The following is a 16627-nucleotide window of genomic DNA, read 5'->3' on the forward strand; positions in this document are numbered from 1 at the left end:
AAGGGTGTGTGATGGCGCGCCATTGTGGGAGTAAGCCCCTTCCCACATTCGAGCGTATTCACAGCTCGAAGGGTGGGAGGGGGCTTGCCCCCGATGACGTCAGTGCAGACGCTATACGACTTCCAGGCGAACCTTATGGTCATTCAGCAACTGCACCAGCGCCGGCACCGGCTGCTGATCCGTCACCAGGCAGTCCACCAGGCTGATCGGCCCTAAACGAATCATGGCATTGCGCCCAAATTTGCTCGAGTCCGCCGCCAGGATCACTTTGCGGGCATTGGCGATGATCGCCTGGGAAACCCTGACTTCCTGGTAATCGAAATCCAACAAGCTGCCGTCTTCATCAATGCCGCTGATACCCACCAAGGCAAAGTCGACCTTGAACTGGTTGATGAAGTCCACGCTGGCCTGGCCCACCACACCGCCGTCACGCCGCACGTTGCCGCCAGTCAGCAGCACGTCAAAGTCATCCTTGGCACTGAGCATGGTGGCGACGTTGAGGTTGTTGGTGATGATTTTCAGGTGGTTGTGATTCAACAGCGCACGGGCGATGGACTCGGTGGTGGTGCCGATATTGATGAACAGCGAGGCGTGGTCGGGGATTTGCGCGGCAATGGCCTCGCCGATGCGCTGTTTCTCGTCGCGCATCTGGTCGGCACGCATGGCGTACGCGGTGTTTTCGACACTGGAGTCATAGGCCGCGCCGCCGTGGTAGCGGCGCAGCAAATTGGCGTCCGCCAGCTGATTGATATCGCGGCGGATGGTCTGCGGGGTGACAACAAATAGCTGCGCCATTTCCTCGATACTGACGTAGCCGCGCTCGCGGACCAGTTCGAGGATTTGTTGTTGGCGGGGAGGCAGATTCATGGGGCGTCCTTTGGGCTGCCATACAAAAGTGGCCCATGATGACGCAGGAATCCGCTCCCGGCCAGTTACAACCGGAGCTTGGCTTATTCGGCGCCTTCGTGCGGTTCCCAGTCGCGGGTGCGGCTGACAGCTTTTTGCCAGCCAGCGTAGAGTTTTTCTTTGGCTGCTTCATCGAGCTGTGGTTCGAATTCGCGCTCGATCACTGCCTTGCCTCGCAACTCGTCCAGGCTGCCCCAGAAGCCACAGGCCAGGCCGGCCAGATAGGCGGCGCCCAATGCCGTGGTCTCGCGCATTTGCGGGCGCTCGACCTGGGTGCCGAGGATATCGGCCTGGAACTGCATCAGGAAGTTGTTGGCTACCGCGCCGCCGTCCACACGCAGGGCCTTGAGGCGTTCGCCGGAGTCCTGCTGCATGGCATCGAGAACGTCACGGGTTTGGTAGGCAATCGACTCCAGGGCTGCACGAATAATGTGATCCACGCGTACGCCACGGGTCAGGCCGAACAGTGCGCCACGGGCGTAGGGGTCCCAGTAAGGAGCACCCAGGCCGGTGAAGGCCGGGACCAGGTACACGCCATTGCTGTCCTTGACCTTGCCGGCGAAGTATTCGGTGTCGGTGGCGTCGGCAATGATCTTCAACTCGTCACGCAGCCACTGCACAGTGGAGCCGCCGTTGAACACCGCGCCTTCGAGTGCGTAGGCCACTTCGCCACGCGGGCCGCAGGCGATGGTGGTGAGCATGCCGTGCTTGGATTTCACCGCTTTGTCGCCGGTGTTCATCAGCAGGAAGCAGCCGGTGCCGTAGGTGTTCTTGGCCTGGCCGGCTTCCACGCACATCTGGCCGAACAGCGCCGCTTGCTGGTCACCGGCGATACCGCCGATGGCGATGCCGCTCTTGGTGCGGCCGTAGATCTCCGAAGAGGACTTCACTTCCGGCAGCATTTCGCGAGGAACGTCGAGGATCTCCAGCATCTTCGCATCCCACTCCAAGGTGTGGATGTTGAAGAGCATGGTGCGCGAGGCGTTGGTGTAATCGGTGACGTGGGTTTTGCCGCCGGTAAATTTCCAGATCAGCCAGCTGTCCACGGTGCCGAACAGCAGTTCGCCGTTGCGAGCGCGCTCACGGCTGCCTTCGACGTTATCGAGGATCCACTTGAGCTTGGTACCGGAAAAGTACGGGTCGGTGACCAGGCCGGTGGTGTCGTTGATGTATTGCTCGTGGCCGTCACGCTTGAGCTGCTGGCAGATCTCGGTGCTTCGGCGGCACTGCCACACGATGGCGTTGTAGATCGGGCGGCCGGTGATTTTGTCCCACACTACGGTGGTTTCACGCTGGTTGGTGATACCGATGGCGGCGACCTGGTCGTGGTGCAGGCCGGCTTGTGCCAGGGCTTCGACCATCACCGCGCTCTGGGTAGCGAAGATTTCCATCGGGTCATGTTCAACCCACCCTGGCTGTGGGTAGTGCTGAGTGAACTCACGCTGGGCGGTGCAGACCACGTTGGCGTCACGATCGAAGATGATTGCCCGGGAACTGGTGGTGCCCTGATCAAGGGCAATGATGTAGTTCTTATTCTGAATGTCGGTCATGTCGATTGCCTTGGACGAGAAATAAGGGAGTGGATCAACAGCCTGGGCCACTAAAAGGGCAGTAGGGACCAGGCGGTATTATCAGGAAATACGGGTTTCGCCAGTGACGGCGGTGTCTTGGGTTTCGGCGACAGCAGGTGCGGCGCTCGGCAGATGACGGGCAATCAGCCCGCGATAGGCCGCAGCACCCAGGCATGCGCCGACAATCGGCGCGAAAATCGGCACCAGGAAGTAAGGAATATCGCGGCCGCCAGTGAAGGCCATTTCACCCCAACCAGCGAAAAAGGTCATCAGCTTGGGCCCGAAATCCCGCGCCGGGTTCATCGCAAAGCCGGTCAACGGGCCCATGGCGCTGCCAATTACCGCAATCAGCAGGCCGATCAGCAGTGGCGCCAACGGGCCGCGTGGCAGGCCGTTGTTGTCATCGGTCAGGGCCATGATCACGCCCATCAGAATCGCCGTAATGACCATTTCCACCAGGAAAGCCTGTGCAGTGCTCAGCAGGGCATGAGGGTAGGTGGAGAACACCGACGCCAATTCCAGGCTGGCTTGAGTGCCGCGTACCAGATGATGGGTTTGTTCGTAATCGAAAAACAGATTGCTATAGAGCGTGTACACCAGCGCCGCTGAGCAGAATGCGCCGGCCACTTGGGCGAGGATGTAGAAGGGCAATTTGCGCTTTTCGAAATCGGCGAAAAGGCACAGGGCGATGCTGACGGCTGGGTTGAGGTGAGCCCCGGAAATACCGGCGCTCAGGTAGATCGCCATGCTGACGCCGATACCCCAGATGATGCTGATTTCCCATAACCCAAAGCTGGCACCCGCGACCTTGAGGGCAGCGACACATCCTGTACCGAAGAAGATCAGAAGCGCAGTCCCCAGGAACTCGGCCATGCATTGGCTCGAAAGTGAAGGCTGTTGAAGAGCAGTTGTCATGGAAAACCTCAATTGTTGTTCTTGTCTGGCGCACTGCCTCAACGGGCGGTGGCGCGATTTTCACCGTGACGAGGATCCCCATCCAAGGCACGGCTTACTGCTGGAATACTGTAGGTGTATTACTACAGTGTTCGTAAGCGAAAAAATATAGACAAGAATGACCGCTGTCAAAGGTCGAAAGTGAACGGTCAGTCACTTTCGAACTATGGGTTTGATGAATGATCATGCTTGCCCTACGGACTATCGTTGGAAGAGAGGTGCGCATTAGAGCGTTTTACGCGGGCTTGGCCTAGAATTGGCCACCTGTTTGCCACCGCCGGAGACGCCATGACCCCCGCATTGGATTTGTTGAAAAAAGTTCGCGCCGAACATCGCATCCACAGTTATGAACACGATCCCAAGGCCGCCTCATATGGCCTGGAGGCCGCAGAAAAGTTGAGCCTCGACCCGGCGCAGGTGTTCAAGACCTTGTTGGCCAGCAGCGAAAAAGGCGAATTGTTGGTGGCTGTGGTGCCGGTCGTCGGAAGTCTGGACTTGAAAGCCCTGGCGCACGCGGCGGGGGTGAAAAAAGTAGAAATGGCCGACCCCGCCGCGGCGCAGCGTTCGACCGGTTATCTGTTAGGTGGCATCAGTCCGTTGGGGCAGAAGAAGCGTTTGCGCACGTTTATCGATGTGACGGCGCAGCCGTTCACGACAATTTTTGTCAGTGCGGGGAGGCGGGGTTTGGAAGTGGAGTTGTCGGCAGCGGTGCTGGCGGAGCACACCCAGGCCATATTCGCAGAAATTGGCCGGGCGTAATCCCCGGCTCCTGGAGAGCCCATGTGGGAGGGCGCTTGCTCACTATCGCTGTAGGTCAGCCGGTGTATCTACAGCTGACCCACTGCCATCGGGAGCAAGCTCCCTCCCACATGATGACCAGTATTCTTCAAATACTCAGTGTGCCGGGTTGTAGCGCCGTACGCCCGACTCGGATCGAGGGATCTGCGCCGCGGTGCTGCCCGAAGCCTGAAACAGCACCAGATGCTCAGCGGCTACACGAATCCCCACATCCGCCCCCACCTGATGGTCGGCATGACTGGGGAAAATCGATTCCAATTGCGCGCCGGTCGGCAACTGCAGACGGTACAAGGTGGATGCACCGAGGAACGTCTTACCGACGATCCGGGCTTTCAATGCACTGTCCGGCGCGTAGACGATGTCATCCGGGCGTAGCAACACATCCACCGCACCACCGGTCGGCCAGGTGTAGGCGCGATTGCCGCGCAGGTCACCCAGTTCGGTGCTGACTGACTCGGGCGAGCTCAATTGACCACGAATGAAATAACCCTGGCCGATAAAGCTGGCGACGTAGGGTGTCTGAGGTTCGTGATAGAGGTTGTAGGGCGTGTCCCACTGCTCCAGACGGCCCTCCTTGAAGACGCCGACCTGATCACTCACGGCAAACGCTTCTTCCTGGTCATGGGTGACCAGAATCGCACTGGTGCCGCGCGCCTTGAGAATGTCGCGCACCTCATGGCTGAGCTTGCGCCGCAGTTCGCCATCAAGGTTGGAGAAGGGTTCGTCCAGCAGCAACAGTTGCGGCTCCGGCGCCAGGGCGCGGGCGAGGGCGACACGTTGCTGCTGGCCGCCGGACAGTTCGTGAGGGAAGCGCTTGCCCAGATTCTTCAGGTTGACCAGTTCCAGCAACTCGGTAACCACGCGATCCTTTTGTGGATGCTTGCGGATGCCGAACGCGATGTTGTCGGCCACGCTGAGGTGGGGAAACAGCGCATAGTCCTGGAACACCATGCCGATGCGACGCTTCTCCGGTGCCAGGGTGAAACCGGCACTGGAGATCACTTCTCCTGCCAGGCTGATTTCGCCTTCATGCACCGGCTCAAAACCGGCAATCGCGCGCAGAGTGGTGGTTTTACCGCAGCCTGATGAGCCGAGCAGGCAGCCGATATCGCCCGCGTTCAGGTGCAGATTGAGGTTCTGCACCACCCGTTGATCTTGATAGCCGCATGCCAGATTGCGCAGGTTCAGCAGAAGTGGCTGGCTCATGCGTGGTGGTACGAAGGCGGGACGAGGAATTCGAGCAGAGCCTTCTGAGCGTGCAGGCGGTTTTCGGCCTGGTCCCAGGCGACCGAGCGCTCATCGTCAAGCAGGTCGAGGCTAATTTCTTCGCCGCGGTGAGCGGGCAGGCAGTGCATGAACAGCACATCCGGTGCAGCCAGGTCGAGCAGGGCCCGATTTACCTGGTACGGCGCGAACAGGGCCAGGCGCTGGGCGGTTTCGTCTTCCTGGCCCATGGAGGTCCAGACGTCGGTGCTGACGAGGTGCGCGCCCAGCACGGCGTCACGTGGGTCACGCACCAGGGTGACGCGATCGCCGGCCTGTGCCAGGAAGCGCGCGTCAGGCTCGTAGCCTTGCGGGCAAGCAATGCGCAGTTGGAAGTCGAATTGGATCGCCGCTTCTATATAGCTGTTGCACATGTTGTTGCCGTCACCGATCCAGGCCACGGTCTTGCCTTGGATGGAGCCACGGTGCTCAAGGAAGGTTTGCATGTCAGCCAGCAACTGGCACGGGTGCAGGTCATCGGACAGGCCGTTGATCACCGGAACTCGTGAGTTGGCGGAAAATTCGGTGACGGTGCTGTGGGCAAAGGTACGGATCATCACCGCATCCAGCATGCGCGACATGACGCGGGCGCTGTCGGCGACAGGCTCGCCACGACCCAGTTGAGTGTCGCGCGAAGACAGGAAGATGGCTTGGCCACCTAGTTGGATCATGCCGGCTTCAAAAGACACACGGGTGCGGGTCGACGACTTCTCGAAAATCATGCCGAGGACGCGGTTTTTCAAAGGCTCGAACAGTACGCCGCGGTTACGCAGGTCTTTAAGCTCAATGCCTCGACGGATCACGCTGACCAGCTCTTCGGGCGTGCAATCCATCAGGGAGAGAAAGTGCCTTGCGCTCATCATTAACTACCTTTTTGCAACAGACCGCAGATACTCAAAGCCTTGTTTATTGTGACAACGGGCGAGACCTGCGGCGAAAGCCGCACGGGGCGACGAAATAGGGGAAGGCGCGATATTGACATTAAATGTCGCGTCTTACCAATAGGGCTACGTTTTTAGGGGTGTTCAAGAAGGGCGCGAGAGCGCTTTTGAAGACGATTTCCTGACGGCAGCGGGCCATTTGTACACTGGCGTCGCAACCTTTTGCAATGCGCGGGGGCGGGCTCGGATCAGGCTGCGTCGGTTTCCGGGGCTGTATACAGGGTTTTGTAACATTTGCTCATGCTTGGTCATGGCCTGGCCTAATGCTCGCCGATTCACAGGACGAACGATACTGGCGTCTGTCATGGTCGCGGCCCATAGTCAGACCAAAGCCCCTATAAAGAGACTGGCCATGACCAAGACTCTCCATCACCGTGCGTGCCATCTATGTGAAGCCATCTGTGGCTTGACCCTGGAAACTACCCAAGCCGAAGACGGCAGCCTGGCGATCACCTCGATCAAGGGCGACGCGTTGGACACCTTCAGCCGTGGTCATATCTGCCCAAAGGCGGTGGCGTTGCAGGATATCCAGAATGACCCGGACCGCCTTCACCAGCCGATGTTGCGAACGGGCAGCGAATGGCGAGCGATCCCTTGGGACGAAGCGTTTTCCTTGGTCGCCGAGCGGCTGTCGGGTATCCAGGCCCGGCACGGGCAGAATGCGGTGGCGGTGTATCAGGGCAACCCCAGCGTGCACAACTATGGGCTGATGACTCACAGCAACTACTTCCTCGGCCTGCTCAAGACGCGCAATCGGTATTCCGCGACCTCTGTGGATCAGTTGCCTCATCACCTCACCAGCCACTTGATGTACGGCCATGGCCTGCTGCTGCCGATCCCGGACATCGATCACACCGACTTTATGCTGATCCTGGGTGGCAACCCGCTGGCTTCCAACGGCAGCATTATGACCGTACCAGATGTGGAGAAGCGCCTTAAAGCCATTCAGTCCCGGGGCGGCAAAGTGGTGGTGGTAGACCCTCGGCGCAGTGAAACGGCGGCGATTGCTGATCAACACCTATTCGTGCGGCCGGGTGGAGATGCGGCGCTGTTGTTCGGTGTGCTCAACACCTTGTTTACCGAAAACCTGACACGCGCCAGTCATTTACCGGTAGACGGTCTTGAGGACGTTCGCCGTGCTATCGCAGGCTTTACTGCCGAGGCCATGAGCCGCCAGTGTGCGGTGCCTGCCGAACAGATCCGCCAATTAGCGCGGGACTTTGCCGCAGCGGACAAGGCCGTGTGTTATGGGCGTATGGGTGTGTCGACCCAGGCGTTTGGCACGCTCTGCCATTGGTTGGTGCAGTTGATCAACCTGGTCACCGGCAACCTGGACCGGGTTGGCGGCGCCTTGTGCACCACCCCCGCGGTGGACCTGGTAGCGTCGACCGGTGGCGGGCATTTCAACCGCTGGCAAAGCCGGGTTTCCGGGCGTCCGGAGTACGGCGGCGAGTTGCCGGTGTCGGCCCTGGCTGAAGAAATGCTTACTGACGGCGAAGGGCAGATCCGCGCATTGATCACGGTAGCGGGCAATCCTGTGCTGTCGACCCCTAACGGTCGCCAGTTGGAGCAGGCGCTGGATGGGTTGGAGTTCATGGTCAGTATCGATCTTTACATCAACGAGACCACTCGGTACGCCGATCTGATTTTGCCGTCCACCTCGGCCTTGGAAAACGATCACTACGACACCACCTTCAACATGTTTGCGGTGCGTAACGTCACCCGTTTCAACCGCGCGATCTTGCCCAAGCCCGAAGGGGCCTTGCATGACTGGGAAATTTTCGTCGGTCTGGCCACCGCCTTTGCGGCGCAGACCGGTGTTGTGCTTAAACCGACGATGCCGCCGGCCAAGATGATCGACTTCGGACTGCGTGCCGGGGCGTATGGTGATGCGTCGAGTCATAAACTGTCGGTTGCGATGCTGGCCGATCACCCCCATGGCATGGATTTGGGGCCGTTGCAGCCCAATCTTTCTGCGCGCTTGAAAACGGCTGACGGCAAGGTTCAGGCCGCGCCTGCTGTGATTCTTGCCGACCTGGCGCGCTTCGCCGCGCAGCCGCTGCCCATGGCTGACGAACTGCTGCTGATTGGCCGTCGGCATGTGCGCAGCAATAATTCCTGGATGCATAATTATCATCGCTTGGTGAAGGGCAAGCCCCGACATCAATTGCTGATGCATCCCGATGACCTTGTCAGTCGGCAACTGAGTGATGGTCAGCGGGTTCGCGTGAGTTCGCGCATTGGCATGATCGAGGTAGAGGTGCTGGCCAGTCTGGAGATGATGCCCGGGGTCGTCAGCCTGCCCCATGGCTGGGGCCACGCTCGCCCGGGCGTCCAGATGACCATCGCCAGCGGGCAACCGGGGGCGAGCGCGAATGACTTGACCGACGAGCGGCAGTTGGATGAGCTATCGGGGAACGCTGCGCTCAATGGCGTTCCGGTCCAGGTAGCAGCGGCCTGAGCACCCGGCTGGAATTTTGCGTTACAATGCGCCACCGTGCCGACCTGTGAGTCGCAAAGTTCCAGCCGAGGTGTTCCATGGATATCATCGAAACGATCAAAGAGCAGATTGCCAATAACACCATTCTGCTTTACATGAAGGGCGCCCCTAACGCTCCTCAGTGCGGTTTCTCCGCGAAGGCTTCCCAGGCTGTTATGCAGTGTGGCGAGAAGTTCGCTTACGTGGATATCCTGCAAAACCCGGAAATCCGCGCCAACCTGCCGAAGTACGCCAACTGGCCGACTTTCCCACAGCTGTGGGTAGCCGGTGAGCTGGTTGGCGGTAGCGATATCATCACTGAAATGGCAGCTGATGGTTCGTTGCAGACGCTGATCAAAGACGCAGCGGCAAATGCGGCGGCCAAGACTGACGCTTGATTCGCCTGCAATAAAAAGCCCCGCTTCTCGTGAGAGAGCGGGGCTTTTTTGTGGGGGTTTACCGGCAAGCCGATAAGGCTTATTCGCCCATCTGCGATTGCAGGTAATTTTCCAGGGTGACCTTGTCGATCAGGCCCAATTGGGTTTCCAGCCAGTCGATGTGTTCTTCCTGATCTTCCAGGATATCTTCCAGCAATTCACGGCTGCCGAAATCGCCTTGGGCTTCGCAGTGAGCGATGGCCGCCTTGAGGTCGCTGTGGCTCTTGCGTTCAAAACCCAGGTCGCTGCCGATCATTTCCTGGGTGTGCTCGCCGATGTTCAGCTTGCCCAGGTCCTGGACGTTCGGTAGGCCTTCCAGGAACAGAATGCGCTTGATCAGCGCGTCTGCGTCCTTCATGGCTTTGATGGATTCTTTGTATTCGCGCTTGCCAAGCTTTTCCAGGCCCCAATCGTCGTACATGCGTGCATGCAGAAAGTACTGATTGATCGCGACCAGTTCATTGGCAAGGATTTTGTTAAGTTGCTGGATGACTGAGATGTCGCCTTTCATGACTGGGGTCCTGCCCTGTAATAGCTGTGTATAGGGCGGAGTTTGAGCGGCGAAAACCTCAGTGTCAAACCTAAGTTATTGAATAATAAATGAAAATTAATCGGAATAAGAATGTTTGTGTTCCGCGTCTTGGGGCTAACTAATTGAATTACAGACATAAAAAAACCGGACACTAAGTCCGGCTCTTTAAAACACGCCTATTTAAGCGTGTGTAAATTCTGCTGAGTAGGGGAGTGCTGCCTGGGCTGTCTGCAGCTGCGTCAGGGTTTCCCGTACCACTTGCTTGGCGAGGCAGGCACATTTGCCACATTGGCTGGCAACGCCGGTGGTTTCACGTACTTCCTTATAGCTGCAGCAACCTTCATAGATTGCTTCGCGGATTTGTCCGTCGGTGACGCCAGTACAGAGGCACACATACATAGGGAGAACCGTCGCGGGGTTAAGGCTTAAGTGCGATGGATCTTAATGTTAACGAGAATGATTGTCAAAGTAGATTCGTAGGGTATTTGCCCGCACCGCCCTCACGCTGACGAACGGTTTTTTCAGTGTATGATGGTCGGTCTTCACGAAGCGTGACTGCGTCACAGGGCTGTCGCTTGAATGCGGCAGACTCAGGGCCGGTCCTTTTACTTCAATCGTCACCCTTACATCAGGAGATACCTAATGAGCGTACTCGTCGGCAAACAAGCCCCGGATTTCGACGTACCTGCCGTGCTCGGCAATGGCGAAATCGTTGACAGCTTCAAACTGTCTGAAGCCATTAAAGGCAAATACGGCCTGGTGTTCTTCTACCCGCTGGACTTCACTTTCGTCTGCCCTTCGGAGCTGATCGCTCTGGACCACCGCATGGACGATTTCAAGGCGCGTAACGTTGAAGTGGTCGCCGTTTCCATCGACTCCCATTTCACCCACAACGCCTGGCGCAACACTGCCATCAACGATGGCGGCATCGGCAAAGTCAAATACACCATGGCTGCCGACATGAAGCACGACATTGCCAAGGCTTACGACGTTGAGTCCGAAGGCGGCGTGGCTTTCCGTGGCGCGTTCCTGATCGATGACAAAGGCGTTGTCCGCTCGCAGATCATCAACGACCTGCCGCTGGGCCGTAACATGGAAGAGCTGATTCGCCTGGTCGACGCTCTGCAATTCCACGAAGAGCACGGCGAAGTGTGCCCTGCCAACTGGAAGAAGGGCGACAAAGGCATGAACGCTTCGCCAGAAGGCGTTGCGGCTTACCTGACCGAGAACGCTGGCAAGCTGTAAGCCAGAATCGAGGTACAAAAAAACCGGCCTGTAACAGGCCGGTTTTTTTATAGGCGGGATTTGAACTCAGTCGCCGAAGTCTTCCCAGCCGCCCATCTGCTTCCAGCGGTTGACGATGCCGCAGAACAGATCAGCGGTCTTTTCTGTGTCGTATCGGGCCGAGTGGGCTTCGCGACCGTCGAAATCGATACCGGCGGCCTGGCAGGCTTTGGCCAATACGGTCTGACCGTAGGCGAGGCCGGCAAGGGTTGCGGTGTCGAAGCTGGAGAACGGGTGAAACGGGTTGCGCTTCATGTCCAACCGCGCCACGGCTGCGTTCAGGAAACCCAGGTCGAAGCTGCTGTTATGCCCGACCAGGATCGCGCGTTTGCAGCCATTGGCCTTCAACGCCTTGCGCACTCCACGGAAGATATCGGTCAGCGCTGCTTCTTCACTCACCGCCATGCGCAGTGGGTGATCAAGCTTGATCCCTGTGAACTCCAGGGCTGCCGCTTCAATGTTGGCACCTTCAAACGGCTCGACGCGGAAGAAGTGGGTGTGTTCTGGATACACAAAGCCCTGTTCGTCCATGCCGATGGTCGTCGCGGCAATTTCCAGCAGCGCGTCGGTGGCGCAATTGAAACCGCCGGTTTCTACGTCGATAACGACAGGCAGATAGCCACGGAAACGTTCGGCCATTGGGTGGCGCGAACCACCACCGCCGTGTTCCTGGTCGTCATCGTAATGGTCTTCACTCACTTGCTTTCCTCCAGCAGGCGCCAGCGCAGTGTTTCACCGGCGCGCAGCGGGATAACGGTCAGCTCGCCAAATGGCAGGCTGGCAGGGGCGGTCCAGTCTTCACGGACCAGGGTAATGCGGTCGGTATTCGCCGGCAGGCCATAGAAACGTGGGCCGTTGAGGCTGGCGAAACCCTCGAGTTTGTCCAAGGCGTTGCGTTGTTCGAACGCTTCTGCGTACAGCTCGATAGCGGCATAAGCGGTGTAGCAACCGGCACAGCCGCACGCGGCTTCCTTGGCGTGCTGGGCGTGAGGCGCGGAGTCGGTGCCGAGGAAAAACTTCGGATTACCGCTGGTCGCGGCATCCAGCAAGGCCACCTGGTGGGTATTGCGCTTGAGGATTGGCAGGCAATAGAAGTGCGGCCGAATCCCGCCCACCAGCATGTGGTTGCGGTTGTACAGCAGGTGATGGGCGGTGATGGTTGCGCCTACGTTGGCCGAGGCCTCGGTGACGAACTGCACGGCATCGGCCGTGGTGATGTGCTCGAACACCACCTTGAGGGTCGGGAATAGCTCGACCACGCGGCGCATGTGCTCGTCGATGAAGATCTTCTCGCGATCGAACACGTCCACGTCGCCACGGGTAACTTCACCGTGGATCAGCAGCGGCATGCCCACTTCGGCCATGGCTTCGATAGCGGGCAGGATCTTGTCGATACTGGTCACGCCGGAGTCGGAGTTGGTGGTCGCGCCAGCCGGGTACAGCTTGGCGGCGTGCACATAACCGCTGGCTTTGGCCTCGCGAATTTCTTCGGGCTGGGTGCGGTCGGTGAGGTAGAGCACCATCAACGGTTCGAAGCGGCTGCCGGCCGGTCGTGCAGCGAGGATACGCTGGCGATAGGCATCGGCTTCAGCGGCGTTACGCACCGGTGGTACCAGGTTAGGCATGATGATGGCGCGGCCAAACGTACGCGCTACATCGGCCACGGTTTGGGGCAACGCAGCACCATCGCGAAGATGAATATGCCAGTCGTCGGGACGCAGCAGGGTCAGGCGGTCGGACATTGGGGATTCCAGGCGGGTCAATCTGGTGGGAATGCTACCGGAAAAGACTCTTGCAGGCACTCGCTATCAAGTTTTGCAGGATGCATCCGATAGCCTTTCGTATGCCTTATCGATGTATGACGCTTTGAAGTGTTGTAGAAACCAGTGGAGCCTCCCGTGCGCCAGCATTATCTAGCCCTGCTCAGTGTGTTCGCCAGCCTGCCTGCGATGGCCCTCACGTTCCAGACACGTCTGGAGAATATTGAGTGGAAAGTAGAGGGCGACAAGTTCGAGTGCCGCCTAACCCAACCGATCACCGATTTCGGTTCGGGTGAGTTCGTGCGCCGGGCGGGTGAGCAGGCGACGTTCCGTCTGAAAGCCTATAACGGATCGCTGGGCGCAGGATCGGCCACCTTGTTGGCTGCCGCTGCCCCTTGGCAGCCCGGTCGGGGTGACATCAACCTCGGTGCCGTACGTGCTGGCAGCGGTGATGTGCTGTTCAACAGCTCTCAAGCCCAGGCTGGGCGTCTGTTCAACGGTTTGCTCGATGGCCGCTCGCCCACCGTGCGGCACTATGGGCGTGAGGGCGGCTATTCAGAAATTCGCCTGCTGCCGGTGAAATTCAACAAGGCCTACGGCGACTATCAGCTGTGCACGGCCAAGTTGTTGCCGATGAATTACGATCAGGTCAAGCAGACTGAAGTCGGCTTCCCTGGGGGGGGCATCGAGCTCGACGCCGCGGCCAAGCAGAAGCTGGCAGTGATTCTCGAATTCATGAAAGCGGATCCTACCGTCAACCATGTCGAATTGAATGGCCATTCGGACAACAGTGGCAATCGCCTGAGCAATCGCGATGTTTCACGCCGCCGCGCGCTGGCGGTAATGGACTACTTCAAGGCCAATGGTATCCAGGAGTCCCAAATTACCCTGCGTTTCCATGGCGAAAGTTACCCCTTGGCGCCCAATACCAATGCCGCCAACCGGGCCCGCAACCGCCGTGTGAATATTCAGCTCGAACGTGTGGCTGTCCCCGAGAAACCGGCGCCCCAGGCGGCGGGGCCGAGCAACCCAGCACACACCTCCTGACGTGCGACCATCGGTCGCTCACTCGACATAATCTGTCGCTTTATCTTCATTTGCTGTCGCGCCCCTGTAAATCCACGGTTTTGATCGGTAGAATCGACGCCTTTCCGTACAACCCCGTGGAGTGATGGCATGGCCGACGTAAACAAGGTCGTTCTCGCGTATTCCGGCGGCCTGGACACTTCGGTGATCCTCAAGTGGCTGCAGGATACTTATAACTGTGAAGTGGTGACCTTCACCGCTGACCTGGGTCAGGGCGAAGAGGTCGAACCTGCACGTGCCAAGGCGCAAGCCATGGGCGTGAAAGAGATCTACATTGACGACCTGCGCGAAGAATTCGTCCGCGATTTCGTCTTCCCGATGTTTCGCGCCAACACCGTCTATGAAGGCGAGTACCTGCTGGGTACCTCCATCGCACGTCCGCTGATCGCCAAGCGCCTGATCGAAATCGCCAACGAAACCGGCGCTGACGCCATTTCCCATGGCGCTACCGGCAAGGGCAACGACCAGGTACGTTTCGAGCTGGGTGCCTACGCGCTCAAGCCCGGCGTGAAAGTGATTGCCCCTTGGCGCGAATGGGACCTGCTGTCCCGTGAAAAGCTGATGGATTACGCTGAAAAGCATGCAATCCCGATCGAGCGTCATGGCAAGAAGAAATCCCCGTACTCGATGGACGCCAACCTGCTGCACATCTCCTATGAAGGCGGCGTGCTGGAAGACACCTGGACCGAGCACGAAGAAGACATGTGGAAATGGACCGTCTCCCCGGAGAACGCTCCAGACAAGCCGCAGTACCTGGAGCTCACCTACCGCAACGGCGACATCGTCGCACTGGACGGCGTCGAAATGACCCCGGCCACTGTGCTGGCGACCCTGAACCGTATCGGTGGCGAACACGGTATCGGCCGTCTCGACATCGTAGAGAACCGCTATGTGGGCATGAAGTCCCGTGGCTGCTACGAAACCCCAGGCGGCACCATCATGCTGCGCGCTCACCGCGCCATCGAGTCCATTACCCTGGACCGCGAAGTGGCTCACCTCAAAGACGAGCTGATGCCCAAGTACGCCAGCCTGATCTACACCGGCTACTGGTGGAGCCCAGAGCGTCTGATGCTGCAACAGATGATCGACGCCTCCCAGGCTCACGTGAACGGCGTTGTGCGCCTGAAACTGTACAAGGGTAATGTGATCGTTACCGGCCGCAAGTCTGATGATTCGTTGTTCGACGCCAACATCGCCACCTTCGAAGAAGATGGCGGCGCTTACAACCAGGCTGACGCAGCAGGCTTTATCAAGTTGAACGCATTGCGCATGCGCATTGCCGCTAATAAAGGCCGCTCGTTATTCTGAGTGTTTAGCTTGTTTTGAAGAATGGCCCCTTGTTCAAGGGGCCATTTTTTTTGCCTGAGTATTCTAAATAGATCGGTATTGTTTAACGTTGTTTAGTCAGTGTTCAAACTTATTCGAATAATGTGTTTTTTCTCGATTGCTGTGTGCTGTCTGCGATTTTTTGTAGGGAGGAATGAATTTTTTACATCTGCATAGGAACTAGTCTTACAGATAATTCACTCATGTGGGTGCGGGAGAACATGTGAGAGACCTAAGACTCTGTAGTAAATAGGGATGTAAAAAAATATGTTAAATGGAACTGAAACTACCGACTTTTCTCCACCAGCTCCAGTATCCGTAGTCGAAAGACAAGGGGCATTTCCTGATAGTTGTGTGGGGCTCGTTCACGTTCTGCCCTTGGTAACCTGGAAATTTTACTCAAAATGTGTGATGGGACGGAAAGGTCTGAAAGGCTCCATAAAACCGGAAACATTCGAATCGGTGTTTTTTGTAGGGCGTTTCCTTTATCGCTGTGGGTTGGGTCTCTGCTTGCTGTTGCTCGGGGGGGGGACGCTATGCCAACTATGAAACGACTAGGCTATTGTGCTTGCTCTAAATAATTCGAACAGCGAAATTGGACTTTCTCATGAATAAAGTGCTGATCGTGGATGATCATCCCGTCATTCGTCTTGCTGTGCGTATGCTAATGGAGCGTCATGGTTATGAGGTCGTTGCCGAGACCAATAACGGTGTCGATGCGTTGCAACTTGCGCGGGAGCATATGCCGGACATTGTCATATTGGATATTGGGATTCCCAAACTCGATGGCCTGGAAGTTATTTGCCGGTTGTCGTCTGCCAAACAACCTATACCCTTCAAGGTGCTAGTGCTCACATCCCAGGCCCCAGGTCACTTTTCCATGCGTTGTATGCAGGCGGGCGCTGCGGGTTATGTGTGCAAACAGCAGGACCTGACCGAATTGCTGAGTGCGATCAAAGCGGTTTTGTCGGGTTACAGCTACTTTCCAAACCAGGCACTCAACTCGGTACGCTCCACCATGGGCAACGCCAGTGAGGCTGATATGGTCGAGCGGTTGTCAGGCCGGGAAATGATGGTGTTGCAGCAACTGGCTCGGGGCCGGACGAACAAAGAAATCGCCGACGGTATGTTCCTCAGCAACAAGACAGTCAGCACCTACAAGACTCGCTTGTTGCTTAAGCTCAATGCTCGCTCCCTGGTGGATTTGATCGAACTGGCCCAGCGCAACGGCTTGGTATAGAAGACTTGCAGGCTGCACCTAGCCCAGCATAGTCCGCAGAAAAAAGCCTC

At 57.9% G+C, this 16627-nt stretch carries 16 protein-coding genes; 7 read left to right on the forward strand and 9 right to left on the reverse strand.

Annotation, left to right across the window (positions count from 1 at the left end):
- Positions 1 to 111: 111 nt before the first annotated feature.
- The 3 genes from CKW32_RS02310 to CKW32_RS02320 all read right to left on the reverse strand — a co-directional run bounded on the left by CKW32_RS02310 (position 112) and on the right by CKW32_RS02320 (position 3392).
- Entirely contained in the window at positions 112 to 867 is a 756-nt protein-coding gene (locus CKW32_RS02310) for a DeoR/GlpR family transcriptional regulator (RefSeq protein WP_032891803.1), read from the reverse strand.
- 83 nt (positions 868 to 950) lie between these two features.
- Positions 951 to 2456, reverse strand: coding sequence for a glycerol kinase GlpK (gene glpK, locus CKW32_RS02315; protein WP_032891801.1), 1506 nt, complete (start codon positions 2454 to 2456; stop codon positions 951 to 953).
- 81 nt (positions 2457 to 2537) lie between these two features.
- Positions 2538 to 3392, reverse strand: a complete 855-nt coding sequence (locus CKW32_RS02320) for an MIP/aquaporin family protein (protein ID WP_032891800.1) — start codon at positions 3390 to 3392, stop codon at positions 2538 to 2540.
- Between the two features lie 327 nt (positions 3393 to 3719).
- On the opposite strand from CKW32_RS02320, the gene ybaK reads away from it, so the two are divergent.
- Positions 3720 to 4190, forward strand: a complete 471-nt coding sequence (ybaK, locus tag CKW32_RS02325) for a Cys-tRNA(Pro) deacylase (protein ID WP_032891799.1) — start codon at positions 3720 to 3722, stop codon at positions 4188 to 4190.
- A gap of 135 nt (positions 4191 to 4325) precedes the next feature.
- Here ybaK and CKW32_RS02330 read toward each other — a convergent pair whose 3' ends face one another.
- Together CKW32_RS02330 and argF are read right to left on the reverse strand one after the other, a co-directional pair.
- A complete protein-coding gene (locus tag CKW32_RS02330; RefSeq protein ID WP_095183949.1) occupies positions 4326 to 5435 on the reverse strand; it encodes an ABC transporter ATP-binding protein in 1110 nt (369 codons plus the stop codon).
- Positions 5432 to 6352, reverse strand: coding sequence for an ornithine carbamoyltransferase (gene argF, locus CKW32_RS02335; RefSeq protein ID WP_032891794.1), 921 nt, complete (start codon positions 6350 to 6352; stop codon positions 5432 to 5434). The genes CKW32_RS02330 and argF overlap by 4 nt, the downstream gene beginning before the upstream one ends.
- 433 nt (positions 6353 to 6785) lie before the next feature.
- On the opposite strand from argF, the gene CKW32_RS02345 reads away from it, so the two are divergent.
- The gene (locus tag CKW32_RS02345; RefSeq protein ID WP_095183950.1) at positions 6786 to 8894 is read left to right on the forward strand and encodes a molybdopterin oxidoreductase family protein; all 2109 of its coding nucleotides are present in this window, start codon (positions 6786 to 6788) and stop codon (positions 8892 to 8894) included.
- A 77-nt stretch (positions 8895 to 8971) separates the two neighbouring features.
- Positions 8972 to 9310, forward strand: a complete 339-nt coding sequence (gene grxD, locus CKW32_RS02350) for a Grx4 family monothiol glutaredoxin (protein WP_032891789.1) — start codon at positions 8972 to 8974, stop codon at positions 9308 to 9310.
- A 79-nt stretch (positions 9311 to 9389) separates the two neighbouring features.
- On the opposite strand, the gene bfr is transcribed toward grxD, so the two are convergent.
- Together bfr and CKW32_RS02360 are read right to left on the reverse strand one after the other, a co-directional pair.
- Complete coding sequence (gene bfr / locus CKW32_RS02355) at positions 9390 to 9860, reverse strand: bacterioferritin (protein WP_017526353.1); 471 nt, start codon at positions 9858 to 9860, stop codon at positions 9390 to 9392.
- A 201-nt stretch (positions 9861 to 10061) separates the two neighbouring features.
- A complete protein-coding gene (locus CKW32_RS02360; protein WP_010564137.1) occupies positions 10062 to 10280 on the reverse strand; it encodes a bacterioferritin-associated ferredoxin in 219 nt (72 codons plus the stop codon).
- Between the two features lie 243 nt (positions 10281 to 10523).
- Here CKW32_RS02360 and CKW32_RS02365 point away from each other — a divergent pair, with 243 nt between their 5' ends.
- Positions 10524 to 11126, forward strand: coding sequence for a peroxiredoxin (locus tag CKW32_RS02365; RefSeq protein ID WP_003172097.1), 603 nt, complete (start codon positions 10524 to 10526; stop codon positions 11124 to 11126).
- Positions 11127 to 11192: 66 nt separating this feature from the next.
- Here CKW32_RS02365 and rnt read toward each other — a convergent pair whose 3' ends face one another.
- Both rnt and pyrC read right to left on the reverse strand, forming a co-directional pair.
- Positions 11193 to 11864 (reverse strand): ribonuclease T, encoded by a 672-nt coding sequence (gene rnt, locus CKW32_RS02370; RefSeq protein ID WP_032891788.1) that lies wholly within the window; start codon positions 11862 to 11864, stop codon positions 11193 to 11195.
- Positions 11861 to 12907 (reverse strand): dihydroorotase, encoded by a 1047-nt coding sequence (gene pyrC / locus CKW32_RS02375; RefSeq protein WP_032891786.1) that lies wholly within the window; start codon positions 12905 to 12907, stop codon positions 11861 to 11863. The genes rnt and pyrC overlap by 4 nt, the downstream gene beginning before the upstream one ends.
- Before the next feature lie 156 nt (positions 12908 to 13063).
- On the opposite strand from pyrC, the gene CKW32_RS02380 reads away from it, so the two are divergent.
- From CKW32_RS02380 to CKW32_RS02390, 3 genes are all read left to right on the forward strand, one after another.
- Positions 13064 to 13972, forward strand: a complete 909-nt coding sequence (locus CKW32_RS02380) for an OmpA family protein (protein WP_095183951.1) — start codon at positions 13064 to 13066, stop codon at positions 13970 to 13972.
- A gap of 129 nt (positions 13973 to 14101) precedes the next feature.
- Positions 14102 to 15319, forward strand: coding sequence for an argininosuccinate synthase (locus CKW32_RS02385; RefSeq protein WP_012722490.1), 1218 nt, complete (start codon positions 14102 to 14104; stop codon positions 15317 to 15319).
- A gap of 625 nt (positions 15320 to 15944) precedes the next feature.
- Positions 15945 to 16577: a response regulator transcription factor gene (locus tag CKW32_RS02390; RefSeq protein WP_032891784.1), complete on the forward strand. Its 633-nt coding sequence runs from the start codon at positions 15945 to 15947 to the stop codon at positions 16575 to 16577.
- The last annotated feature ends 50 nt before the right edge of the window (positions 16578 to 16627 follow it).

The sequence above is a fragment of the Pseudomonas sp. Irchel 3H9 genome (assembly GCF_900187495.1).
GTDB classification, from domain to species: Bacteria; Pseudomonadota; Gammaproteobacteria; order Pseudomonadales; family Pseudomonadaceae; genus Aquipseudomonas; species Aquipseudomonas sivasensis.